The following is a 16,427-nucleotide window of genomic DNA, read 5'->3' as shown; positions in this document are numbered from 1 at the left end:
TCATGAACAGAGCGATTCGACAGCCAGCCGACAGTCCTTGGGAAAGGGCCAAAATGGAACATATCGTGCGTGCGGACATTGCTGCTTTCGGAGCAGGGCGAGCCGAGATGGCCAATGCGATGATCGAACAGAGCGGCATGCGCGTCCGTCCGGATCGCAACCGCGGCCGTTCCGCTGGCATCAACCCGTCCGGCCGGTTCGAGCCGGTCAGCCGGCATGTGTTCGACGACGGCTGGAATTCGCTGGAGGAATTGCCGCCGTTCAAGACCGAAGTGCAGGTCGAGAAGCCGCGCACCATCATCACCCGCAACGAATCGCCCGACATTTCCTTCGACCGCTCGATCAACCCCTATCGCGGCTGCGAGCATGGCTGCGTCTATTGTTTCGCCCGGCCGACGCATTCCTTCATGGGCCTGTCGCCTGGGCTGGATTTCGAAGCGAAGCTGTTTGCCAAGCCGGATGCGGCGCGGCTGCTCGACAAGGAACTGTCGAAGGATGGCTATCAGCCGCGCACCATCGCCATCGGCACCAACACCGATCCCTACCAGCCGATCGAGAAACAATACCGGATCATGCGCGAGATCCTCGAAGTGCTGGAGGCGCGCGGCCATCCGGTCGGCATCGTCACCAAATCCCATCTGGTGACGCGCGACATCGACATATTGTCGCGCATGGCCGAACGGGGCTTGGCCAAGGTGGCGTTGTCGGTGACGACGATGGACCGCATGCTGGCGCGCACCATGGAGCCACGCGCGTCGACGCCGACCAAGCGGCTTGAGGCAATCCGGCAGCTTTCCGATGCCGGCATCCCGGCCTCTGTCATGGTGGCGCCGATCATTCCCGGCCTGACCGACCAGGAGATGGAGCGTATCCTCGATTCGGCACGCGCCGCAGGCGCCCGCGAGGCCGGCTATGTCATCCTGCGCCTGCCGCTCGAGGTGGCGCCGATCTTCAAGGACTGGCTGCTGCGCCACTATCCCGACCGCTACCGGCACGTGATGTCGCTGATCCGTTCGATGCGCGACGGCAAGGACTATGATTCGGAATGGGGCAAGCGGATGAAAGGCGCCGGCCCCTATGCCTGGCAGATCGGCCGGCGCTTCGAGATCACGGCCAAGCGGCTCGGCCTCAACGCCGAGCGGCGCACGCTCCGAACCGACCAGTTTGTCGCCGCCGCCAAGGCGACCGAGCAGCTGATGCTGCTCTGAGAGTAGCGCCTGCCCTGCCCTCGTGGTTGGCAGGCGACCCAAGAATCCCGTCCGGCCTGTCCCCCGGCCTGCAGACGGTGCCCTCCCGGTCTTGCCCCACTCGACCCTGGAGGGACTTGCGGAGAATCGGAGCCGATGCGAACCTCGCCGCAACATGGCTCGCGCGCGTTCCGATTCTCCGCTTCTTTTAGAAATCGTCGAAAAGCCCGACTTCTCCTTCGAGACGAAGGCGATGGCTGAAGGCCTGTGGCCGGTGGCAGGCATGGACGAGGCCGGCCGCGGTCCGCTGGCCGGGCCGGTGGTGGCGGCGGCGGTGATCCTCGATCCCGCCAACATTCCCGACGGGCTAGACGATTCCAAACGGCTCAACCATTTGCAGCGCGAGGCGCTGTTCCTGAAAATCCTGGGGTCAGCGCTCGGCGTGTCGATGGCCTCGGTCAGCGCCGAAGGCATTGACGGCAGCAATATCCTCAAGGCCAGCCTGGAAGCCATGCGCCGCGCCCTTGCCGGCCTGCCGATCCAGGCGAAGCTGGCGCTGGCCGATGGCCGCGATGTGCCGCCGGGCCTCCTCTGCGAAGGCCGCGCGCTGATCAAGGGCGACCAGCGCTCGCAATCGATCGCCGCCGCCTCGATCGTCGCCAAGGTGATGCGCGACCGCATGATGTGCGGCTGCGGCAGCCACCACGAACGCTACGGGTTCGAAGTCCATATGGGCTACGCCACCGTGCGGCACCGCACCGCGATCGAAGCGCATGGTCCGGTGGCAAGGCTGCACCGGGCGTCATTCGCGCCGTTCAGGCTGGGTGGAGTTGAGGTGGTTGAGCAAGAGAGCTTCGCCGGGTTGGAGTAATGATAATCTCCCCCCTTGAGGGGGAGATGGCCGGCAGGCCAGAGGGGGTCGCGCGCGTGAAGCGCTAGCCCTTCTTCGCAGCAGAATGCGTCGCGCCCGGTCGCACCGAACCCCTCTGTCGCTTTTGGCGACATCTCCCCCTCAAGGGGGCAGATTGTCCGCGCTCAACAAAAAAGCCGCCAGGTTGCCCGGGCGGCTTGATGTCAGCGAGTTAACGCCGCTCAGTTCAGCCTGGCCTTCACGTCCTGCAGCGCGGACTTGAACAGGTCGGCGCCGGCCTTGGCGTCGATCTTGCCGGCAAGCAGCGTGCGGGCCGCTTCGACGGCGATGTCGACGGCGCTGGCGCGCACTTCGGCGACGGCTTCGCGCTCGGCCTGGCCGATCTTCTGCTCGGCAAGCGCGGTGCGGCGGGTGACATAGTCTTCGGTCTTCTTGTGCGCCTCGGCGGCAAGCATGTCGGCCTCGCGCTTGGCGGCAGCGACGATGGCTGCGGCCTCCTGCTCTGCTTCCTTGCGCTTCTTCTGGTATTGGCCGAGCAGTTGCTGGGCCTCTTCGCGCAACCGGCGGGCTTCCGCAAGCTCGTCGCTGATCTTGGTCGCACGGGCGTCGAGCGACTTGGCGATCAGGCCTGGCACCTTGATGTAAACGGCAACGCCGAGGAAAATGACGAGGGCAACTGTTGCCCAAAGCGTTGCGAGAGATGTGGCGTCCATAATGTGCTCCTCACCGGGCCACGGATTTGACCGCAGCCGAGATCTCGGCCTTGCTCGTCTTGCCGCCGACAAGCGCATCGACGATGGCTGAAGCGGTGTCCTCGGCAATCGTGCCGACTTCCTTCATGGCGTTGGCCTTGATGGAAGCAATGCTGGCCTCGGCCTCGCCGAGCTTCTTGTCGAGGGCGGCCTCGACCTTCTTGCGGGCAGCCTCGGCTTCAGCCTTGGCAGCGTCGTTGGCCTGCTGGCCTATCGCGTTGGCCTTGGCCTTGGCTTCCGCAAGTTCCTGCTCGTAAGCGGCAACGGCGGCGTCGGCCTCGCCCTTCAGCCTGGCGGCCTGGTCGAGGTCCTGCGTGATGCGATCGCTGCGGACGTCGATGATGCCGCCAAGGCGCGGCATCACCACCTTCTTCAGGAACAGATAGAACAGCCCGAACGTGATCGCCAGCCACAGAAGCTGGGACGGAAACGTCGCCGGATCGAATGGCGGGAACGTGCCGTGCGCCTCGGCAGGCACGCCGGCGCCGGAATGCGTGCCGCCTTCTGTACCGGTATGGGCGCCTTCAGCGGCGGGTGCGGACTCTTGCGCAAACGCAGATGTCACGAACATGGACTATCCCCTGATATCAGGCATGGCCGCAGGAATGCGGCCAGCCAATTCTTCCCAATGCTCGTCCGACCGATAATTGGCCGAACAGGGGCTCAGCCGAACAGGGCGAGAAGCGCGATGAGAAGCGAAAAAATGCCCAGAGCTTCGGTCACGGCGAAGCCGAAAATCAGGCGGCCGAACTGGCCATCGGCGGCCGACGGATTGCGCAGGGCGCCCGCCAGGTAGCTGCCGAAGATGTTGCCGAGGCCAATGCCCGCGCCGCCCATGCCCAGGCAAGCGATACCGGCGCCGATGTACTTTGCTGCTTCTGCGTCCATTTTAAACTCCTTTGGATCTGTAATTCGTTGCAATTCCATCCGGCGAAAGATGCCGGAAATTCTATCTAGTGCGAAGGATGCAGCGCATCATTCAGGTACATGCAGGTGAGCACGGCGAACACATATGCCTGCAAGAGCGCCACGAGCAACTCCAGCGCGGTCAGCGCCACAGCCATCGCCAGCGGCAGGATCGATCCCGCAACGCCGAGCGCGCCGAGCGCACTCAGGCTGACCACAAACCCGGAAAACACCTTCAGGGTAATGTGGCCGGCGAGCATATTGGCGAACAGACGAACCGATAGGCTGACCGGACGCGAGACAAAGGAAATCACCTCGATCGGAACGACAAGCACCATCATCAGGATGGGCACGCCCTTCGGCACGAAAAGCTTGAGGAAGCCCAGACCGTGCTTCATGAAGCCATAGACGATGACGGTTCCGATCACCAGCGCGGCCAGGCCGAAGGTGACAATGATGTGGCTGGTGATGGTGAAGAAATAAGGAAAAAGGCCAAGCAGATTGGCAACAAGCACGAACATGAACAGCGAGAACACTAAGGGAAAGAACTTCATACCTTGGGTTCCGGCTGCATCGCGCAACATGTTCGCGACGAACTCGTAGGCCATTTCCGAAACCGACTGCAGGCGGCCGGGAACAAGGCTGCGGCTTGCGGTCGAGAGGTAAAGAAACGCCGATGCAATGGCCACGGTCGCGACCATGAACAGAGCCGAATTGGTGAAGGACAGGTCATAGCCGCCGATATTGATCGGAATCAGCTTGACGATATGGAACTGGTGGATCGGATCGACCTTGTCAGCAGCCATTTACATCCCCGTCAAAACCGCGAGCGGCCTTAAGTGTCCTTGTGCGCCATTGGCGGCGCGCCATTTCATTCTTTCGGATCGTGCGACTTCTCGCTTTTTCCGAATTCCGCCACAACACCTGACGAACGCAGGACATTGAGCACGCCGGCGCCAAAGCCCAGCAACAAGCCGACGACCAGACCCCATGGCGAGGTTCCCGCCACGCGATCCAGAAACCAGCCAAGGCCCACACCCACCACTATCCCGGCGATGAACTCGCTGGACAGCTTGAGCGCCTGGCCATATCCGGCCGTCGCCTTCGCGCCGTCATTCCCCTCGAGCTGATCCGGCCGTCTTGTCGCAAGCGATGCTCCAAGCTCACGCCGGCGGCGTTCGAGATCTTCGTCGCGGATGTCGGCCTCGTGCTTGCTGCCGCGGCCGGTTTCTTCGGTTCCGTCTGGCCCGTTCTTGTCGGCCATCGTAACCCCCCTGCCCGGTCAGACCGTCACCGTCCGTCCGCTTCTAAAGTCGCCGGCAACATAGTTAGAGGGTTTGCGCCCGTCAAGCCACGGTCGGGACTTCAAAGCCATGTATTTTTTCTGTTGGAATCAATCACTTGGCGAGGTGCGACATCGTGCCCGGCACTATCGGGTCGGCACATGCCCCGAATCCGTCCGGCGACCGCTGTCCGATTTCGGCTTCCAGGGCCTTTGCGGTTCGTTTGCGACAGGCAAGCCGAAGGGCTCAGCTCCAGCCGCCGCCATAGGTGCGGTAGAAGATATGCAGGCCGATCTTGGTCATCTTCTGCATCGTGCGCGCCCAGCCCGGATGGACGTAGTTGGCGTAGTAGTGGGTCGATGAGCCGACTTCGGGAATGAATATCTTGCCGGCGGTGACCGCCATCGCGACGTCCTGCGCGGTCTTGTAATGGGCGGGGCTCTCGATGCGCTTCTTGCGGCCGTCGCAGGCGAAGGAGAACTGGCAGCGGTTCAGCCAGTTGTCGTTCTGGTAGACGACGCCGCAAATCGAGTTCGGATAGGCCGGATTGCGGACGCGGTTGAGAATGACCTGCGCGACGGCGGCCTGGCCGCGCACGGATTCGCCGCGCGCCTCGAAATAGATGCCGTTGGCGAGGCAGGCCTGCTCCTTCGTGGAGAAGACGCTGGCCGGCAGCGGGTTCTGGATCCACGAGTGGTCACCCTTGGCCATCGGCGGAATGAAGCGCCCGCTGCTCGGCTCCTCGTCCTGCAGCAGCGCTTCGAAGGGTGAGGCCTTGGCGTAATCGGGTTCGGCCTGGGCATAGGCGGTGGCCAGCACGTCCGGTCTGTCATTGTTGACCAACGCGGCAAGCATGGCCGGCACGCCGGGATCGGGCTTCTTGTCCACGTTGGTGTGGAAGGCCTGGGCGATCTGGATTTCCTTGCCCTTGATGCCGGGCTTGGCGAAGGCGAGCTTCAGGCCGCTGTCCATGCTCGGCCGCAGCAGCGAGGACGTGCGCTGAAAGATCGAGCCGGCATTGAAGTTCTTCGGCGGCGCCACCGGCGAGACCTGGATGATGCGGCCCTTCTTGTCGGCGCGCATGATGCGGTCCTCGTCGGGCGTGATGCCGGCGACATTGCCCTTGCCGCGAAACGAGACCTTGCCGACGCCGGGCAGGCGCACGCCCGAACCCGAGAGCGAACCGGTGGTGACGGAATCGATGAAAGGCATTTCGGCGGCATGAACCGAGCCGGCGACGGAGCGCTCGACATAAGAGTTCCAGCGGGTGCCCGAGGCTTCGAGGCCGGAAATCAAGCTGCCCATGTCCTGGTAGGCGACGACAGTTGGAAAGCCGATCCAGATGCCGAGCCCGATGACCAATGGCGATACGAAGGAACGTTTTTTCTCACCGGCGGCGGCGGCCAGCCGCTTCAGGACACGTCGATGCACGGGGAACTCTCCAGAAACGCCACTGAGCCACTGGAGAGCCAAAGTGAAGCATTAACCTTGATGCGGGGTTAACGCGGTTGATCGTGTTTTTCCGAAGCGGCCCGAAATGGGACGCCGCTTGCAGGCCGGCCAACCCGTCAGTTCGGCCGCAGGAAAATTGGCCATGCAATCATGGCGCAGAGCGCGCCCACCAGCCAGACGCCAGGCCACGACCAGATGAGCAGCAAAGCCGGAATGGCGGTCGGCACCACGAAGAAGGCGATGAAGACGAAGCTGTTGGCAAGACCGAGCGCGGTTCCGGCGCGGCTGGCGCCGGCAAGCGTGGCGAGTTCGGTGTAGGCGACGCCATGCCAGGCGGAGACCGAAATGCCGGCAACGACCAGCAGCACGTCGATCGCCGGGATCAACGCGGCATGGGCGTCTGGCGTGGCTCCTGCCGCCAGGACCAGCAGGCCGACGGTCGCGAAGCCAAGCGCGCTCGTCATGCTGCAGAGGCGCAGGAACCAGCGGCGGTTGCCGTTGCGGTCGGTGTAGCGGCCGCTCCAGACGCGCATCACCATCGCGCCGGTCTGCACTGCGGCAAGGCTGGCGCTGATCGTGAGCGTGGCCATGCCGGCGAAATCGTGCAGGAAGACGGAGGCGAAGGTGAGCACCGCCACTTGCGGAAAGCAGAGCAGGCCGATGGCGGTGGCGATGCGCCAGACCTCGACATTGCGCAGCGGCGCCGGACCGCCCGACTTTGCCATGGCCATGCTGCCGGCATTGTCCAGTTCCGGCGGCTGGTGCAGCCACCGCCAGGCAAACAGCGCAGAGACGGCGTTCATGGCGGCCAGCAGCCCGAAGACCGCCGCGAAACCGTGCACCGATGCCAGCGACGGCAGGACCAGCGCGCCGAGCCCGCCGCCGAGCGGCACCGCGGTCTGCCTGATGCTCATGGCAAAGCCACGTTCGCCTTCGTGGAACCAGGCCATGATGGCGCGGCCGCTGGAACCGTTGACGCTGCCGCCGAGCAGGCCGGCGACCAGAAGGCACGCGGCCAGCATTGCGACGCCAGGCACATAGGTCACTGAGGGCACGATGAACAACCCCATCAGGGCGAGCCACGCCGCGGTCGCACCAAGGCCGGTCAACAGCACGCCGCGATCTCCCCAGCGGTCGGTGAGCAGGCCCCAAGGCAGTTCGCTCAAGGCGACGCCCAGTCCGAGAAGGCCGAGGACCAGACCGAGATTGCCATTGCTCAAGTGATAGCCCGACCGCAGAAACACCGCCGCCGCCGGTATGCCGGCGAAGGTTGCGGAGAAACTGGCATTGGCGGCAACGCCGATGCCAAGCACCTTCCAGCGATGATTGGCGCGAAATCGTTCAGCCTTCGACGTGACGGCGGCGGCTCGGCCAACCCGGCCTGGCTCACAATTTGCGTCGGCAATCGACATGGCGGGACTCCTGTTGATGCCCTTTCGGGACCTTGACGCCTCGTCTTTACCGCCATAACTTCATCCCGAATATCGGGAAGTTTTTGACAATTTCTCCCGAAAAACAGGATCGTTATGATGCGCCGCGTAACCTTCGACCTCGATGTCCTCCGAAGCTTCGTCACCGGCATGGAACTCGGCAGCTTCGCCAAGGCCGCCGACCGGCTTGGACGCTCGACCTCGGCGGTGAGCGCGCAACTGAAGAAGCTGGAGGACCAGGCGGCGACGCCGATCTTCCGCAAGTCGGGCCGCGGACTGGCGTTGACGGAAGCCGGCGAAACCATGCTCGGCTATGCCAGGCGGCTGCTCGAGTTGAACGACGAGGCGGCCTCGGCCATCCACGATGTCGAGTTGAAAGGCTGGGTCAGGCTCGGCCTGCAGGAGGATTTCGGCGAGGCGGTGCTGCCGGAGGTGCTCGGACGCTTCGCCCGCGCGCACCCCAAGGTCAAGATCGAGGCGCGGATCGGGCGCAGCTATGAACTCGCCGAGCGGATCACATCAGGCAATCTCGACATTGCGCTGGCCTGGGACAGCGGCCAGGCGCTGCCTTACAGCCGGCATGTCGGCGACGCGCAGTTGCGCTGGATCGGGCCGGCAAAGCTGATCGAGACCAGGCTGCGCGAGGGCGAGGCACTGCCGCTGGTGGCGCTGGAAGCGCCATGCCTGCTGCGCACGGTGACGACGGAAACGCTCGACCGCGCCGGCCTGCCGTGGCGGATGGCCTTCTCCAGCCCCAGCCTTGGCGGCATCTGGGCGGCGGTCGCCGCCGGCCTCGGCCTGACGATCCGCACGGATATCGGCCTGCCGGCCAATGTCAGGGCGATGGCGCCGCAAACGCTGGGCTTACCCGCGCTGCCGACCATGGCGCTGGTGCTGCACCAGAAAGACGCCGAACTGGACCCGGTGGCGGCGCGGCTGGCGGATATATTGTGGCACGCGGCGGTGGCGGCGCTGCCGCAGGACGAGCGGTTGAGAGAGGTCGCTTAGACGGAAGCGGCTGTCCAGCGTAGCGTTCCGTCACACCCCCCTCTGTCCTGCCGGACATCTCCCCCGCAAGGGGGGAGATTGGATCTCGCGAATGCTTTCGCCAATTTTCAACGTTGCAAGAGAGGCTCCAAAGACGAAACGACTGATCTCCCCCCTTGCGGGGGAGATGCCCGGCAGGGCAGAGGGGGGTGCTGTCCCGCCAGCCTGAAGCTTATTTGCGCTCACTTGCGCTTGTTCGCTCTCCCCGCGAACGGGTTGTCCGAAGTCCGCAGCGCTATCCTGATCGGCACGCCGGGCATGTCGAAGGCTTCGCGCAGGCTGTTGGAGAGGTAGCGGACATAGGATTGCGGCATCGCGTCGGGCCGCGAGCATTGGACGACGAAACCCGGCGGCCGGGTCTTGGCCTGGGTGACATATTTGACCTTGAGCCGGCGGCCGGCGACGGCGGGCGGCGGGTGATGCGCCAGAATGCTTTCCAGCCAACGGTTGAGCTTGCCGGTGGAAACGCGGCTGTTCCACACCTTGTGCGTCTTGATGACGGCATCCATCAGCTTGTCGAGGCTGCGCCCGGTCTCGGCCGAAACCGTCACCGCCTGGATGCCGCGCACCTGCGGCAAAAGCCGTGTGGTCTTTTCGCGCAGTTCGGCCAGCAGTTCCTGCGGATTGTCGATCAGGTCCCATTTGTTGAAGGCGATGACCGGCGCCCTGCCCTCGCGGATGATCAGGTCGGCGATCTGCAGGTCCTGCTTCTCGAACGGGATGGTGGCGTCGAGCACGATGATGACGATCTCGGCAAAGCGGATGGCGCGCAAGCCGTCCTGCACCGACATCACTTCCAGCTTTTCATGGATCCTGGCCTTGCGGCGCATGCCGGCAGTGTCGAACAGTTTCAGCCGGCGGCCATGCCAGTCCCAGTCGACGGAGATGGAATCGCGGGTGATGCCGGCTTCCGGGCCGGTCAACAGCCGCTCTTCGCCGATCAGCGCGTTGATCAGCGTCGACTTGCCGGCGTTGGGCCGGCCGACGACGGCAATGCGCATCGGCTTGGTGTCGTCATAGGCGGGTTCGGCGTCGGGATCGGTGATGTCCTCGCCGATCAGCACCTCGCTGGCGGCGACGTCCTCGGCCTCGTCTTCTTCCTCGCCGAAGGCGCGGTCTTTGCCCAGCGCCTCGATCACCGCGTCGCGCAGATCGGGCATGCCCTGGCCGTGCTCGGCCGAGACCGGGATCGGCTCGCCGAGGCCGAGTTCCCAAGCCTCCAGCATGCCGCCCTGGGCGCCCTTGGCCTCGGCCTTGTTGGCGACCAGCACGACCGGCTTGCCGGACTTGCGCACGATCTCGGCAAAGGTGCGGTCGTCGGGCAAAAGCCCGGACTTGGCGTCGATGGTGAAGAAGATCAGGTCGGCTTCGCGGATCGCGATCTCGGTCTGCGCGCGCATGCGGCCGGGCAACGTCGAGGCGGCGGCGTCTTCGAAACCGGCGGTGTCGATGACATCGAAATGCAGATCGTAGAGTTTGGCCGCGTGGACGCGACGGTCGCGGGTGACGCCCGGCGTGTCGTCGACAAGCGCCAGCTTCCGTCCCACCAATCGGTTGAATAGCGTCGATTTGCCGACATTGGGCCGGCCGATAATGGCGACTTTGAAGCTCATCCGGCTATCCATATCATCGCCCAAACCGCAGCGCGCCCTTGGGTCAGGCCCGAGGGCAGGCTTTGGGCGATGCGTATCATGACGCGCCCGAGCCGCGGATCAATTCCGACATCAGCGTCGCCCGCTGGCGCGCGTTGCGCGGGGCGCCGTCATCGGCGGCGATCTGGTCGAACAGTTTCAGCGCATCCTGGGTCTTGCCTTCCTTCCAGGCGGCAAGGCCGAGCGCTTCGCGCGCCGTGTGGCGCAGCGTGTTGTTGTCGGCGGTCAGCGCCTCGACGCGGCTGGAGACGTCGGCGAAGGAGCCGTGATCGACGAGCAGCAGGGCGGCCCGCAGGCGCGCCATGTCGCGAATACCTTGGGGAATGGCGTTGTCGGCGGCGACGCCATCGAAATCGGCGACGGCGGCGGCAAAGTCGCCCTTGTCGGCCTTGACGGTTGCCGCGCGCATGCGGGCGAGCAGCGGATAGGCGCCGTAGCCGTCCTTTTCCAGCTGTTCGAGGGCGGTCAGCGCCTCGTCGCTCTTGCCGTCATTGGCGAGCTTCAGCGCCTGCGAGAAGGCATCGCCGGAGCGGTTGGCGCGGGTCTCGTCCCAATAGCGGTAGCCGACGAAGGCGGCGGTGCCGAGAACCACCAGGATGGCGAGGCCAAGGATCGCCGGACCAAAGCGGTCCCATAGCGCCTGCGCCTGCTCGCGACGGATCTCGTCGTTGACTTCGCGGATAAAACTGTCGTCGGACATCAATCAAAACCATTGCTGCCCTAACAGGGGCGCTTCTTGAGCCCGCGTTTTAGCGAAATTTCGCGGGCATGGAAGGGGCTCGGCAGGAAAATCGGCTAATCGCCGGGCGCATAGCTGCCGACGTTGATCGCACCCACGCCACATTTTGCCGATAGCCGGCTTGGACTGCCTTCAGATCAAGCCCAGATTGCCGATGCCACGTTTGTCCCGCGTTGTCGCGTTTTCCACCGCTGTGCTTGCCACGGCGGGCGTTGCTTACGCCGACCCGCCGGCGGCGCCATCCCCGGCAAAGCCGAAGCAGATCGTCGTCATCTCGTTCGACAGCGCCCGTGAGATATCGCAATGGCAGCGCAGCCGGGCGCTAGCCAAGCGCACCGGCGCGCATTTTACCTACTTCCTATCCTGCGTGTTCCTGTTGTCGCAGCAGACACGCGCCGAATACACCGCGCCGGCCAGGTCCGCGGGCAAATCCAACATCGGCTTTGCCGTCTCGAAGCAGGAAGTCGCGGACCGACTCGACCAGATCGGGCTTGCCGCTGCGGAGGGCCACGACATCGCCAGCCATGGCTGCGGCCATTTCGACGGCAAGGACTGGAGCAAGGCCGACTGGCTGAAGGAATTCGCCTCGTTCGGGCGCATTCTGGAGAACGCCTATGCGATCAACGGCATAGCGCCCGAGCCGGCAGGCTGGCGCGCTATCGCCCATGCCGTTGTCGGCTTTCGCGCACCCTACCTCTCGACCGGCAAAGGGCTCTACGAGGCCCTGGCTGAAGCCGACTACCACTATGACGCCAGCGGCGTCTCGAACGGCCCGGTCGAGCCGCCGACCGGCGGCGGCTTGACCCGCTTTTCGCTGCCACAGATCCCGGAAGGCCCGAGTTCAAGGCCGGTGATCGCCATGGACTACAATCTCTATGTCAGGCATTCCGGCGGTTTCGAGCGGCCGAGCCAGGCAGCCGAGTTCAGCGATCGGACCTATCAGGCGTTCCGCGCCGCCTTCGACAGGCAATATCAGGGCAAGCGCATCCCGCTGGTGCTGAGCTTCCATTTCACGCTGATGAATGACGGCGCCTATTGGAATGCGCTTGAGCGCTTTGCCGACGAGACGTGCGTGAAAGCCGACGTCGAATGCATCAGTTTTCGCGATTATGTGCAGCGGCAACGTGGTAGCGAGAGGCAGGCGGCGGTGGGCGGCTGAACCGCCAACCGTCTATGCAGATAGGATCAAGCCGGGTCGGGTTCCTTTGCCTGGCGCGCGAGGAAACGACGATCGATATCGGGAAGCGGCTCGCCGTGGATAATTGCCTCGAAGGCACGCAGGCGCTTGTAAATGGACAGAAGCTCGACAATCGTTGTCCACGCATTGACGAGATATTGGAACGAGGAGCGCACTTGCCCGAAGGCATCGAGAATTCGGTTCAATAGACCCAAACTGATTTTGGCGGCCACCATCGTTGGGACCAATACTATATAAGGGAATATATTATCTATCTGAAGATAAAATATGCGAGCCACATTGAAATACATGTAGTGAAAGTAAAGCCTAAAGTAATTTCGCCGAACATTGTTAAATAGTTCGGCGACAGTGGGCGGCCGAGCACGATTCGGATCATCTTCACCATAAACAAGTTCTTTTCGATAGGCAGCCTCGACGCGCTGGTTACGGAATTCGAGGCCTGGCAACTTGATGCCGACGAGCGCCAAGAAAGTAGTCCCAAAAATCGACCAAACAATCGCTACCACCACTAGGGAGTAAGGGACCTCTCCGACGATTGGCAATTCAGTTACATTTTTCGACAGAACGAGGAGAACGGGCAAGAATGCGATCAGCGTCATTACCGAGCGGACCAAATTCACACCGAGTGCTTCCATCGTCGTGGAAAAGCGCATGGTGTCGTCCTGGACACGCTGCGACGCTCCTTCGATAGTGCGAAGCCTGTCCCAATAGAACATGTAGTATTCATTCATCGCCGTGCGCCAGCGGAAGATCCAATGGCTCACAAAAAATAGGTTAAGGACACCCACGGCAACGGCCAATCCAGCGACCCAGGAGATGGTCAGCAGTTGGCTGTAGAAATCCCACGGCGTTGTCGAATACGCCTTGCCGAGCGCCCGCTGTATGAGATCGTAGAACGGTCCGTACCAAGCGTTAAAGGCTACATCCACTTGAACCTGGAAATAGATCACGAAGAGAATGAGCGCGGACCCAAGGATCGACCAGTTCTGCCAAGGATGGGGTGAATACCACCTCCAAAAGCCAGCGAAAAGCGCTACGCCCGTGCCGTAGTATAGGTAGAACCAGACGAACGGGTCAGACCAAAAGACTTCAACGCCAACGGGCGTGTCGGCTGCCACCGGAGCAAGCCCAATCAGGGTACCCAGCTCTTGGCCGCCGAAAAACCAAATTATGATGAGCAAAAGGCTCCAGACGGCGGCCGAGGTGAAAAACAGCTTCGGCTGCGGGAAGAAGGATACGAACACTGTGGTGAAATCCTCGGTCGGTGCGCAAATCAGCGGGGTTCAGCGGGCATAAAGTCACACATTAGGTGGAAAGCAAATGCCCGTGCCCGATGCCCGGCATCGAGCAAGACCACAATCATGGCGATTTTGGCGCGGCCGACCAGGTGATCCCAGCAGATACCACCAATACGCCAGCAGCGACGATCGAGGCGAGGAAGAAGTTGCCCGAGGCTTGCGCCAGCAGGCCGGCGACGACAGGGCCGACGATCTGGCCGATGCCGAAGGCGGCGGTCATCATGGCGAAGATCCGGCGCGGCGCCTGCGGCACGAGCTGCCTGGCGGTCTGCAGGCCGAGTGCTGTAACGGCGATGAAGGTGCCGCCGAGCAGGACGCCCGCGAGCAACGGGCCGGCGGCGCCGCCCATGGCGACGCTGGCGGTGACGCCGACCACTTCGACCAGGCAGCCCAAGGCATAGGCGGCATAAAGCTCGATCCGTGCCGCTACCTTCTGCCACAGCCACACCGAGGGGAAGCCGGCAAGGCCGGTGACCATCCAGACGGTCGCCTCGAAGACGCGGCCGTCGCCGCCCTGGCGCACGATGGCAACGAGGAACGTCGCCGTCACCACGTAGCCGAAGCCGAACAGGCCGTAGGCAACGATAACTTTTATCAGCGACCGGTCCTTGGGCAGCGCCGGTTCGCGCCCGGCCAGGCCGGTAGCGGGCGCGGTGCCGCCGGCAAGCCAGGCGACAAGCGCAAGGCCGCCGGCGGAAATCGCCGCCGACCACAGCCAGCCCGACGCCCAGCCGGCATGTTCGGTGACCAGAACCGCCATCAGCGCCGAGGATGCCGCGATGCCGAGACCGACGCCGCCGAAATGCAGCGCCTGCAGGTCGCTTCTGTTGGCGGCTGCCAAATGACCAAAGACGATCGAGGCCATGAACACCATGACGAAGGCACTGGCCAGGCCGGCAAGGAAGCGGATGACGACAAAGGCGGTCATCGTCTCGCTCAGCCCCATCAGGCCGGCGAGCGCAGCACTTGCGGCAAGGCCGCCAAACATCAGCAGCCGCTCGCGCCCATGCGCCCAGCCGCCGGCCGCCGCAAGCGCGCCGGCGAGGTAGCCGAGATAGTTGGCCGAAGCGATCCAGCCGGCATCGGCCGGCGACAGATGCAGTTCCTCCATCATGCCGGGCAGGATCGGGGTGTAGACGAAGCGGCCAATGCCCATGGCAACGGCCATGGCGATCATGCCGGCTACGGCTAGACGCAAGGGTGATGGCGCAGCGTTCATTGCAGCGCACAATAGATTTGGCGGCCGCCGAAACAATCCGCTTTGTGTTGGGCCAGTAGGCTCGCGACTAATGTCTAAGAATCTCAACCACAGCCGATTGCGCCGGTCTCGTAGGCGGTGCGGCGCGCCGTCAGCCGGAACGGCATGTCGCCAAGCTCGCGCTCAGACATGGTGTCGAACACCGGATGCGACAGGGGATCGATCACCCAATTGACGGCGTCGCCGGCATGGCGCGGGCCTTGCCGCGCGCCAACAGCCGCAAAGATCTTGAGCAATGATAAGATCGTCACCATCCTTGCCTCCTCGGCCCACTCGCCGGTCTGACTGTCCCGCTAAAATTTGCTCTATTCCGCCGTCTTTCAATTGAGATTTCGGCCGCGCCGGTTTAGAAAAACTGGAATGGCTATGCTGAACCGCGTCCATCTCAACGGCCTGCGCGCCGTCGAAACCGTCGCCCGCCTCGGCTCGCTGGCGGCCGCTGCCGGCGAGCTCAACGTCTCCGTCAGCGCCGTCAGCCAGCAGATCAACCGCACCGAAAAGCAGCTTGGACAGGCGCTGTTCGAACGAACGGCGAGCGGGCTGGTGCTGACCGAGTTCGGCACGGTTTTTTCCGCCCGGCTGGGCGCCGGTTTTCGCGAGCTGGCGCAGGCGGTGGCGCTGGCCGACGAGGCAAGCCAGTGCACGCTGGTGGTTTCGGTGGCGCCGGCCTTCGCCTCGAAATGGCTGCTGCCGCGATTGTCGCGGCATTTCGACCGCCATCCCAACGTGCTGCTGCGCATCGACGCCTCGGTGCGGCTCGCCGATCTCGAGCGTTCCGACATCGACATCGCCATCCGGCTCGGCGACGGCAAATGGCCGGGCGGCCGGGCGGAACTTTTGTTGGCGCAGGAGGTCTTTCCGGTCTGTGCGCCGGTGATCGCCAAAAAGCTGACGTCGATCGAAGACCTCGCACAGACCTGCGCCATCACCGACGAGCGGGCGATGATCAATTGGGAGAGCTGGTTCAAAGCCGCTGACGTCGAACCAGTCACCTTCCGCAAGGGTGCGCGTTTCACCGACCCGATGCTGTGCCTGGAATCGGCGATCGCCGGCCATGGCGTCATGCTCGGCTGGCAATTGCTGGCCGCCGATGCGCTGGCCGACGGCCGCCTCGTCGCGCCTTTCGGCGTGCGGGCGCAGAGCGGCCTCGGCTACTGGCTGGTGACCTCGGCGACCAAGACCGAAAGCCGCAAGGTGCGCGATTTCAAGATCTGGATCCGCGAGGAAATCGCGGCGACCGTGGCGCAGTTCAGCGCGCTGGAAAGCGCTGCCTAGGGCTGTCCGTCGCGACAGTGCTGGAAAGCACAGCTGCGCCGACCTATGTTGGAAGCTTCACCCCCAAGACCAAGACAGG

Annotated in this window: 17 protein-coding genes; 5 read left to right on the top strand and 12 right to left on the bottom strand. The window is 63.7% G+C overall.

Annotated features, from left to right (window positions below):
• Nucleotides 1–53 precede the first annotated feature (53 nt).
• Together NKJ80_RS23880 and rnhB are read left to right on the top strand one after the other, a co-directional pair.
• Nucleotides 54–1,208: a PA0069 family radical SAM protein gene (locus NKJ80_RS23880; protein WP_023684378.1), complete on the top strand. Its 1,155-nt coding sequence runs from the start codon at nt 54–56 to the stop codon at nt 1,206–1,208.
• A gap of 154 nt (nt 1,209–1,362) precedes the next feature.
• Nucleotides 1,363–2,058, top strand: a complete 696-nt coding sequence (rnhB, locus tag NKJ80_RS23875) for a ribonuclease HII (protein ID WP_023745503.1) — start codon at nt 1,363–1,365, stop codon at nt 2,056–2,058.
• A 221-nt stretch (nt 2,059–2,279) separates the two neighbouring features.
• On the opposite strand, the gene NKJ80_RS23870 is transcribed toward rnhB, so the two are convergent.
• From NKJ80_RS23870 to NKJ80_RS23840, 7 genes are all read right to left on the bottom strand, one after another.
• Nucleotides 2,280–2,771, bottom strand: a complete 492-nt coding sequence (locus tag NKJ80_RS23870; protein ID WP_023668483.1) for a F0F1 ATP synthase subunit B — start codon at nt 2,769–2,771, stop codon at nt 2,280–2,282.
• Between the two features lie 10 nt (nt 2,772–2,781).
• A complete protein-coding gene (locus NKJ80_RS23865; RefSeq protein WP_023668484.1) occupies nt 2,782–3,381 on the bottom strand; it encodes a F0F1 ATP synthase subunit B in 600 nt (199 codons plus the stop codon).
• A 92-nt stretch (nt 3,382–3,473) separates the two neighbouring features.
• Nucleotides 3,474–3,698: a F0F1 ATP synthase subunit C gene (locus NKJ80_RS23860; protein ID WP_006206606.1), complete on the bottom strand. Its 225-nt coding sequence runs from the start codon at nt 3,696–3,698 to the stop codon at nt 3,474–3,476.
• A 65-nt stretch (nt 3,699–3,763) separates the two neighbouring features.
• A complete protein-coding gene (locus NKJ80_RS23855) occupies nt 3,764–4,522 on the bottom strand; it encodes a F0F1 ATP synthase subunit A (protein ID WP_023696586.1) in 759 nt (252 codons plus the stop codon).
• 65 nt (nt 4,523–4,587) lie between these two features.
• Nucleotides 4,588–4,980: an AtpZ/AtpI family protein gene (locus tag NKJ80_RS23850; RefSeq protein ID WP_352498414.1), complete on the bottom strand. Its 393-nt coding sequence runs from the start codon at nt 4,978–4,980 to the stop codon at nt 4,588–4,590.
• Between the two features lie 265 nt (nt 4,981–5,245).
• Nucleotides 5,246–6,430, bottom strand: coding sequence for a cell wall hydrolase (locus NKJ80_RS23845; RefSeq protein ID WP_023668487.1), 1,185 nt, complete (start codon nt 6,428–6,430; stop codon nt 5,246–5,248).
• A gap of 137 nt (nt 6,431–6,567) precedes the next feature.
• Nucleotides 6,568–7,863 carry an MFS transporter gene (locus NKJ80_RS23840; protein ID WP_023830309.1) on the bottom strand — a complete coding sequence of 432 codons (1,296 nt, stop codon included), beginning with the start codon at nt 7,861–7,863 and terminating at the stop codon, nt 6,568–6,570.
• Between the two features lie 117 nt (nt 7,864–7,980).
• On the opposite strand from NKJ80_RS23840, the gene NKJ80_RS23835 reads away from it, so the two are divergent.
• A complete protein-coding gene (locus NKJ80_RS23835) occupies nt 7,981–8,889 on the top strand; it encodes a LysR substrate-binding domain-containing protein (RefSeq protein WP_352498413.1) in 909 nt (302 codons plus the stop codon).
• Between the two features lie 221 nt (nt 8,890–9,110).
• Here the strand turns inward: NKJ80_RS23835 and der are convergent, their stop codons facing one another.
• Together der and NKJ80_RS23825 are read right to left on the bottom strand one after the other, a co-directional pair.
• Entirely contained in the window at nt 9,111–10,541 is a 1,431-nt protein-coding gene (gene der, locus NKJ80_RS23830) for a ribosome biogenesis GTPase Der (protein ID WP_023692116.1), read from the bottom strand.
• Between the two features lie 76 nt (nt 10,542–10,617).
• Complete coding sequence (locus NKJ80_RS23825; RefSeq protein WP_023729304.1) at nt 10,618–11,280, bottom strand: tetratricopeptide repeat protein; 663 nt, start codon at nt 11,278–11,280, stop codon at nt 10,618–10,620.
• Nucleotides 11,281–11,473: 193 nt separating this feature from the next.
• Between NKJ80_RS23825 and NKJ80_RS23820 the strand changes: the two genes are divergently transcribed.
• Nucleotides 11,474–12,478, top strand: coding sequence for a polysaccharide deacetylase family protein (locus NKJ80_RS23820; RefSeq protein WP_352498412.1), 1,005 nt, complete (start codon nt 11,474–11,476; stop codon nt 12,476–12,478).
• A 26-nt stretch (nt 12,479–12,504) separates the two neighbouring features.
• Here NKJ80_RS23820 and sbmA read toward each other — a convergent pair whose 3' ends face one another.
• The 3 genes from sbmA to NKJ80_RS23805 form a co-directional block, all read right to left on the bottom strand.
• Nucleotides 12,505–13,761 carry a peptide antibiotic transporter SbmA gene (sbmA, locus tag NKJ80_RS23815; RefSeq protein WP_023668493.1) on the bottom strand — a complete coding sequence of 419 codons (1,257 nt, stop codon included), beginning with the start codon at nt 13,759–13,761 and terminating at the stop codon, nt 12,505–12,507.
• A gap of 115 nt (nt 13,762–13,876) precedes the next feature.
• Nucleotides 13,877–15,034 carry a YbfB/YjiJ family MFS transporter gene (locus tag NKJ80_RS23810; RefSeq protein ID WP_352498411.1) on the bottom strand — a complete coding sequence of 386 codons (1,158 nt, stop codon included), beginning with the start codon at nt 15,032–15,034 and terminating at the stop codon, nt 13,877–13,879.
• Between the two features lie 83 nt (nt 15,035–15,117).
• Nucleotides 15,118–15,327: a hypothetical protein gene (locus tag NKJ80_RS23805; RefSeq protein ID WP_023732136.1), complete on the bottom strand. Its 210-nt coding sequence runs from the start codon at nt 15,325–15,327 to the stop codon at nt 15,118–15,120.
• A 106-nt stretch (nt 15,328–15,433) separates the two neighbouring features.
• Between NKJ80_RS23805 and NKJ80_RS23800 the strand changes: the two genes are divergently transcribed.
• Nucleotides 15,434–16,348 (top strand): LysR substrate-binding domain-containing protein, encoded by a 915-nt coding sequence (locus NKJ80_RS23800; protein WP_023828028.1) that lies wholly within the window; start codon nt 15,434–15,436, stop codon nt 16,346–16,348.
• Nucleotides 16,349–16,427 lie beyond the last annotated feature (79 nt).

Origin of the sequence: Mesorhizobium sp. M0030 (genome assembly GCF_040323695.1) — a bacterium.
GTDB lineage: Bacteria > Pseudomonadota > Alphaproteobacteria > Rhizobiales > Rhizobiaceae > Mesorhizobium.
The sequence above is the reverse complement of the archived record's forward strand: the minus strand, read 5'-3'. Positions and strand labels throughout refer to the sequence as shown.

What these genes read in the sequence shown, in the direction of transcription:
- NKJ80_RS23880 (WP_023684378.1), top strand. Translation starts at nt 54, where the DNA reads ATGGAACATATCGTGCGTGCGGACATTGCTGCTTTCGGAGCAGGGCGA.
- rnhB (WP_023745503.1), top strand. Translation starts at nt 1,363, where the DNA reads ATGGCTCGCGCGCGTTCCGATTCTCCGCTTCTTTTAGAAATCGTCGAA.
- NKJ80_RS23870 (WP_023668483.1), bottom strand. Translation starts at nt 2,771, where the DNA reads ATGGACGCCACATCTCTCGCAACGCTTTGGGCAACAGTTGCCCTCGTC.
- NKJ80_RS23865 (WP_023668484.1), bottom strand. Translation starts at nt 3,381, where the DNA reads ATGTTCGTGACATCTGCGTTTGCGCAAGAGTCCGCACCCGCCGCTGAA.
- NKJ80_RS23860 (WP_006206606.1), bottom strand. Translation starts at nt 3,698, where the DNA reads ATGGACGCAGAAGCAGCAAAGTACATCGGCGCCGGTATCGCTTGCCTG.
- NKJ80_RS23855 (WP_023696586.1), bottom strand. Translation starts at nt 4,522, where the DNA reads ATGGCTGCTGACAAGGTCGATCCGATCCACCAGTTCCATATCGTCAAG.
- NKJ80_RS23850 (WP_352498414.1), bottom strand. Translation starts at nt 4,980, where the DNA reads ATGGCCGACAAGAACGGGCCAGACGGAACCGAAGAAACCGGCCGCGGC.
- NKJ80_RS23840 (WP_023830309.1), bottom strand. Translation starts at nt 7,863, where the DNA reads ATGTCGATTGCCGACGCAAATTGTGAGCCAGGCCGGGTTGGCCGAGCC.
- NKJ80_RS23835 (WP_352498413.1), top strand. Translation starts at nt 7,981, where the DNA reads ATGCGCCGCGTAACCTTCGACCTCGATGTCCTCCGAAGCTTCGTCACC.
- der (WP_023692116.1), bottom strand. Translation starts at nt 10,541, where the DNA reads ATGAGCTTCAAAGTCGCCATTATCGGCCGGCCCAATGTCGGCAAATCG.
- NKJ80_RS23825 (WP_023729304.1), bottom strand. Translation starts at nt 11,280, where the DNA reads ATGTCCGACGACAGTTTTATCCGCGAAGTCAACGACGAGATCCGTCGC.
- NKJ80_RS23820 (WP_352498412.1), top strand. Translation starts at nt 11,474, where the DNA reads ATGCCACGTTTGTCCCGCGTTGTCGCGTTTTCCACCGCTGTGCTTGCC.
- NKJ80_RS23810 (WP_352498411.1), bottom strand. Translation starts at nt 15,034, where the DNA reads ATGAACGCTGCGCCATCACCCTTGCGTCTAGCCGTAGCCGGCATGATC.
- NKJ80_RS23805 (WP_023732136.1), bottom strand. Translation starts at nt 15,327, where the DNA reads ATGGTGACGATCTTATCATTGCTCAAGATCTTTGCGGCTGTTGGCGCG.
- NKJ80_RS23800 (WP_023828028.1), top strand. Translation starts at nt 15,434, where the DNA reads ATGGCTATGCTGAACCGCGTCCATCTCAACGGCCTGCGCGCCGTCGAA.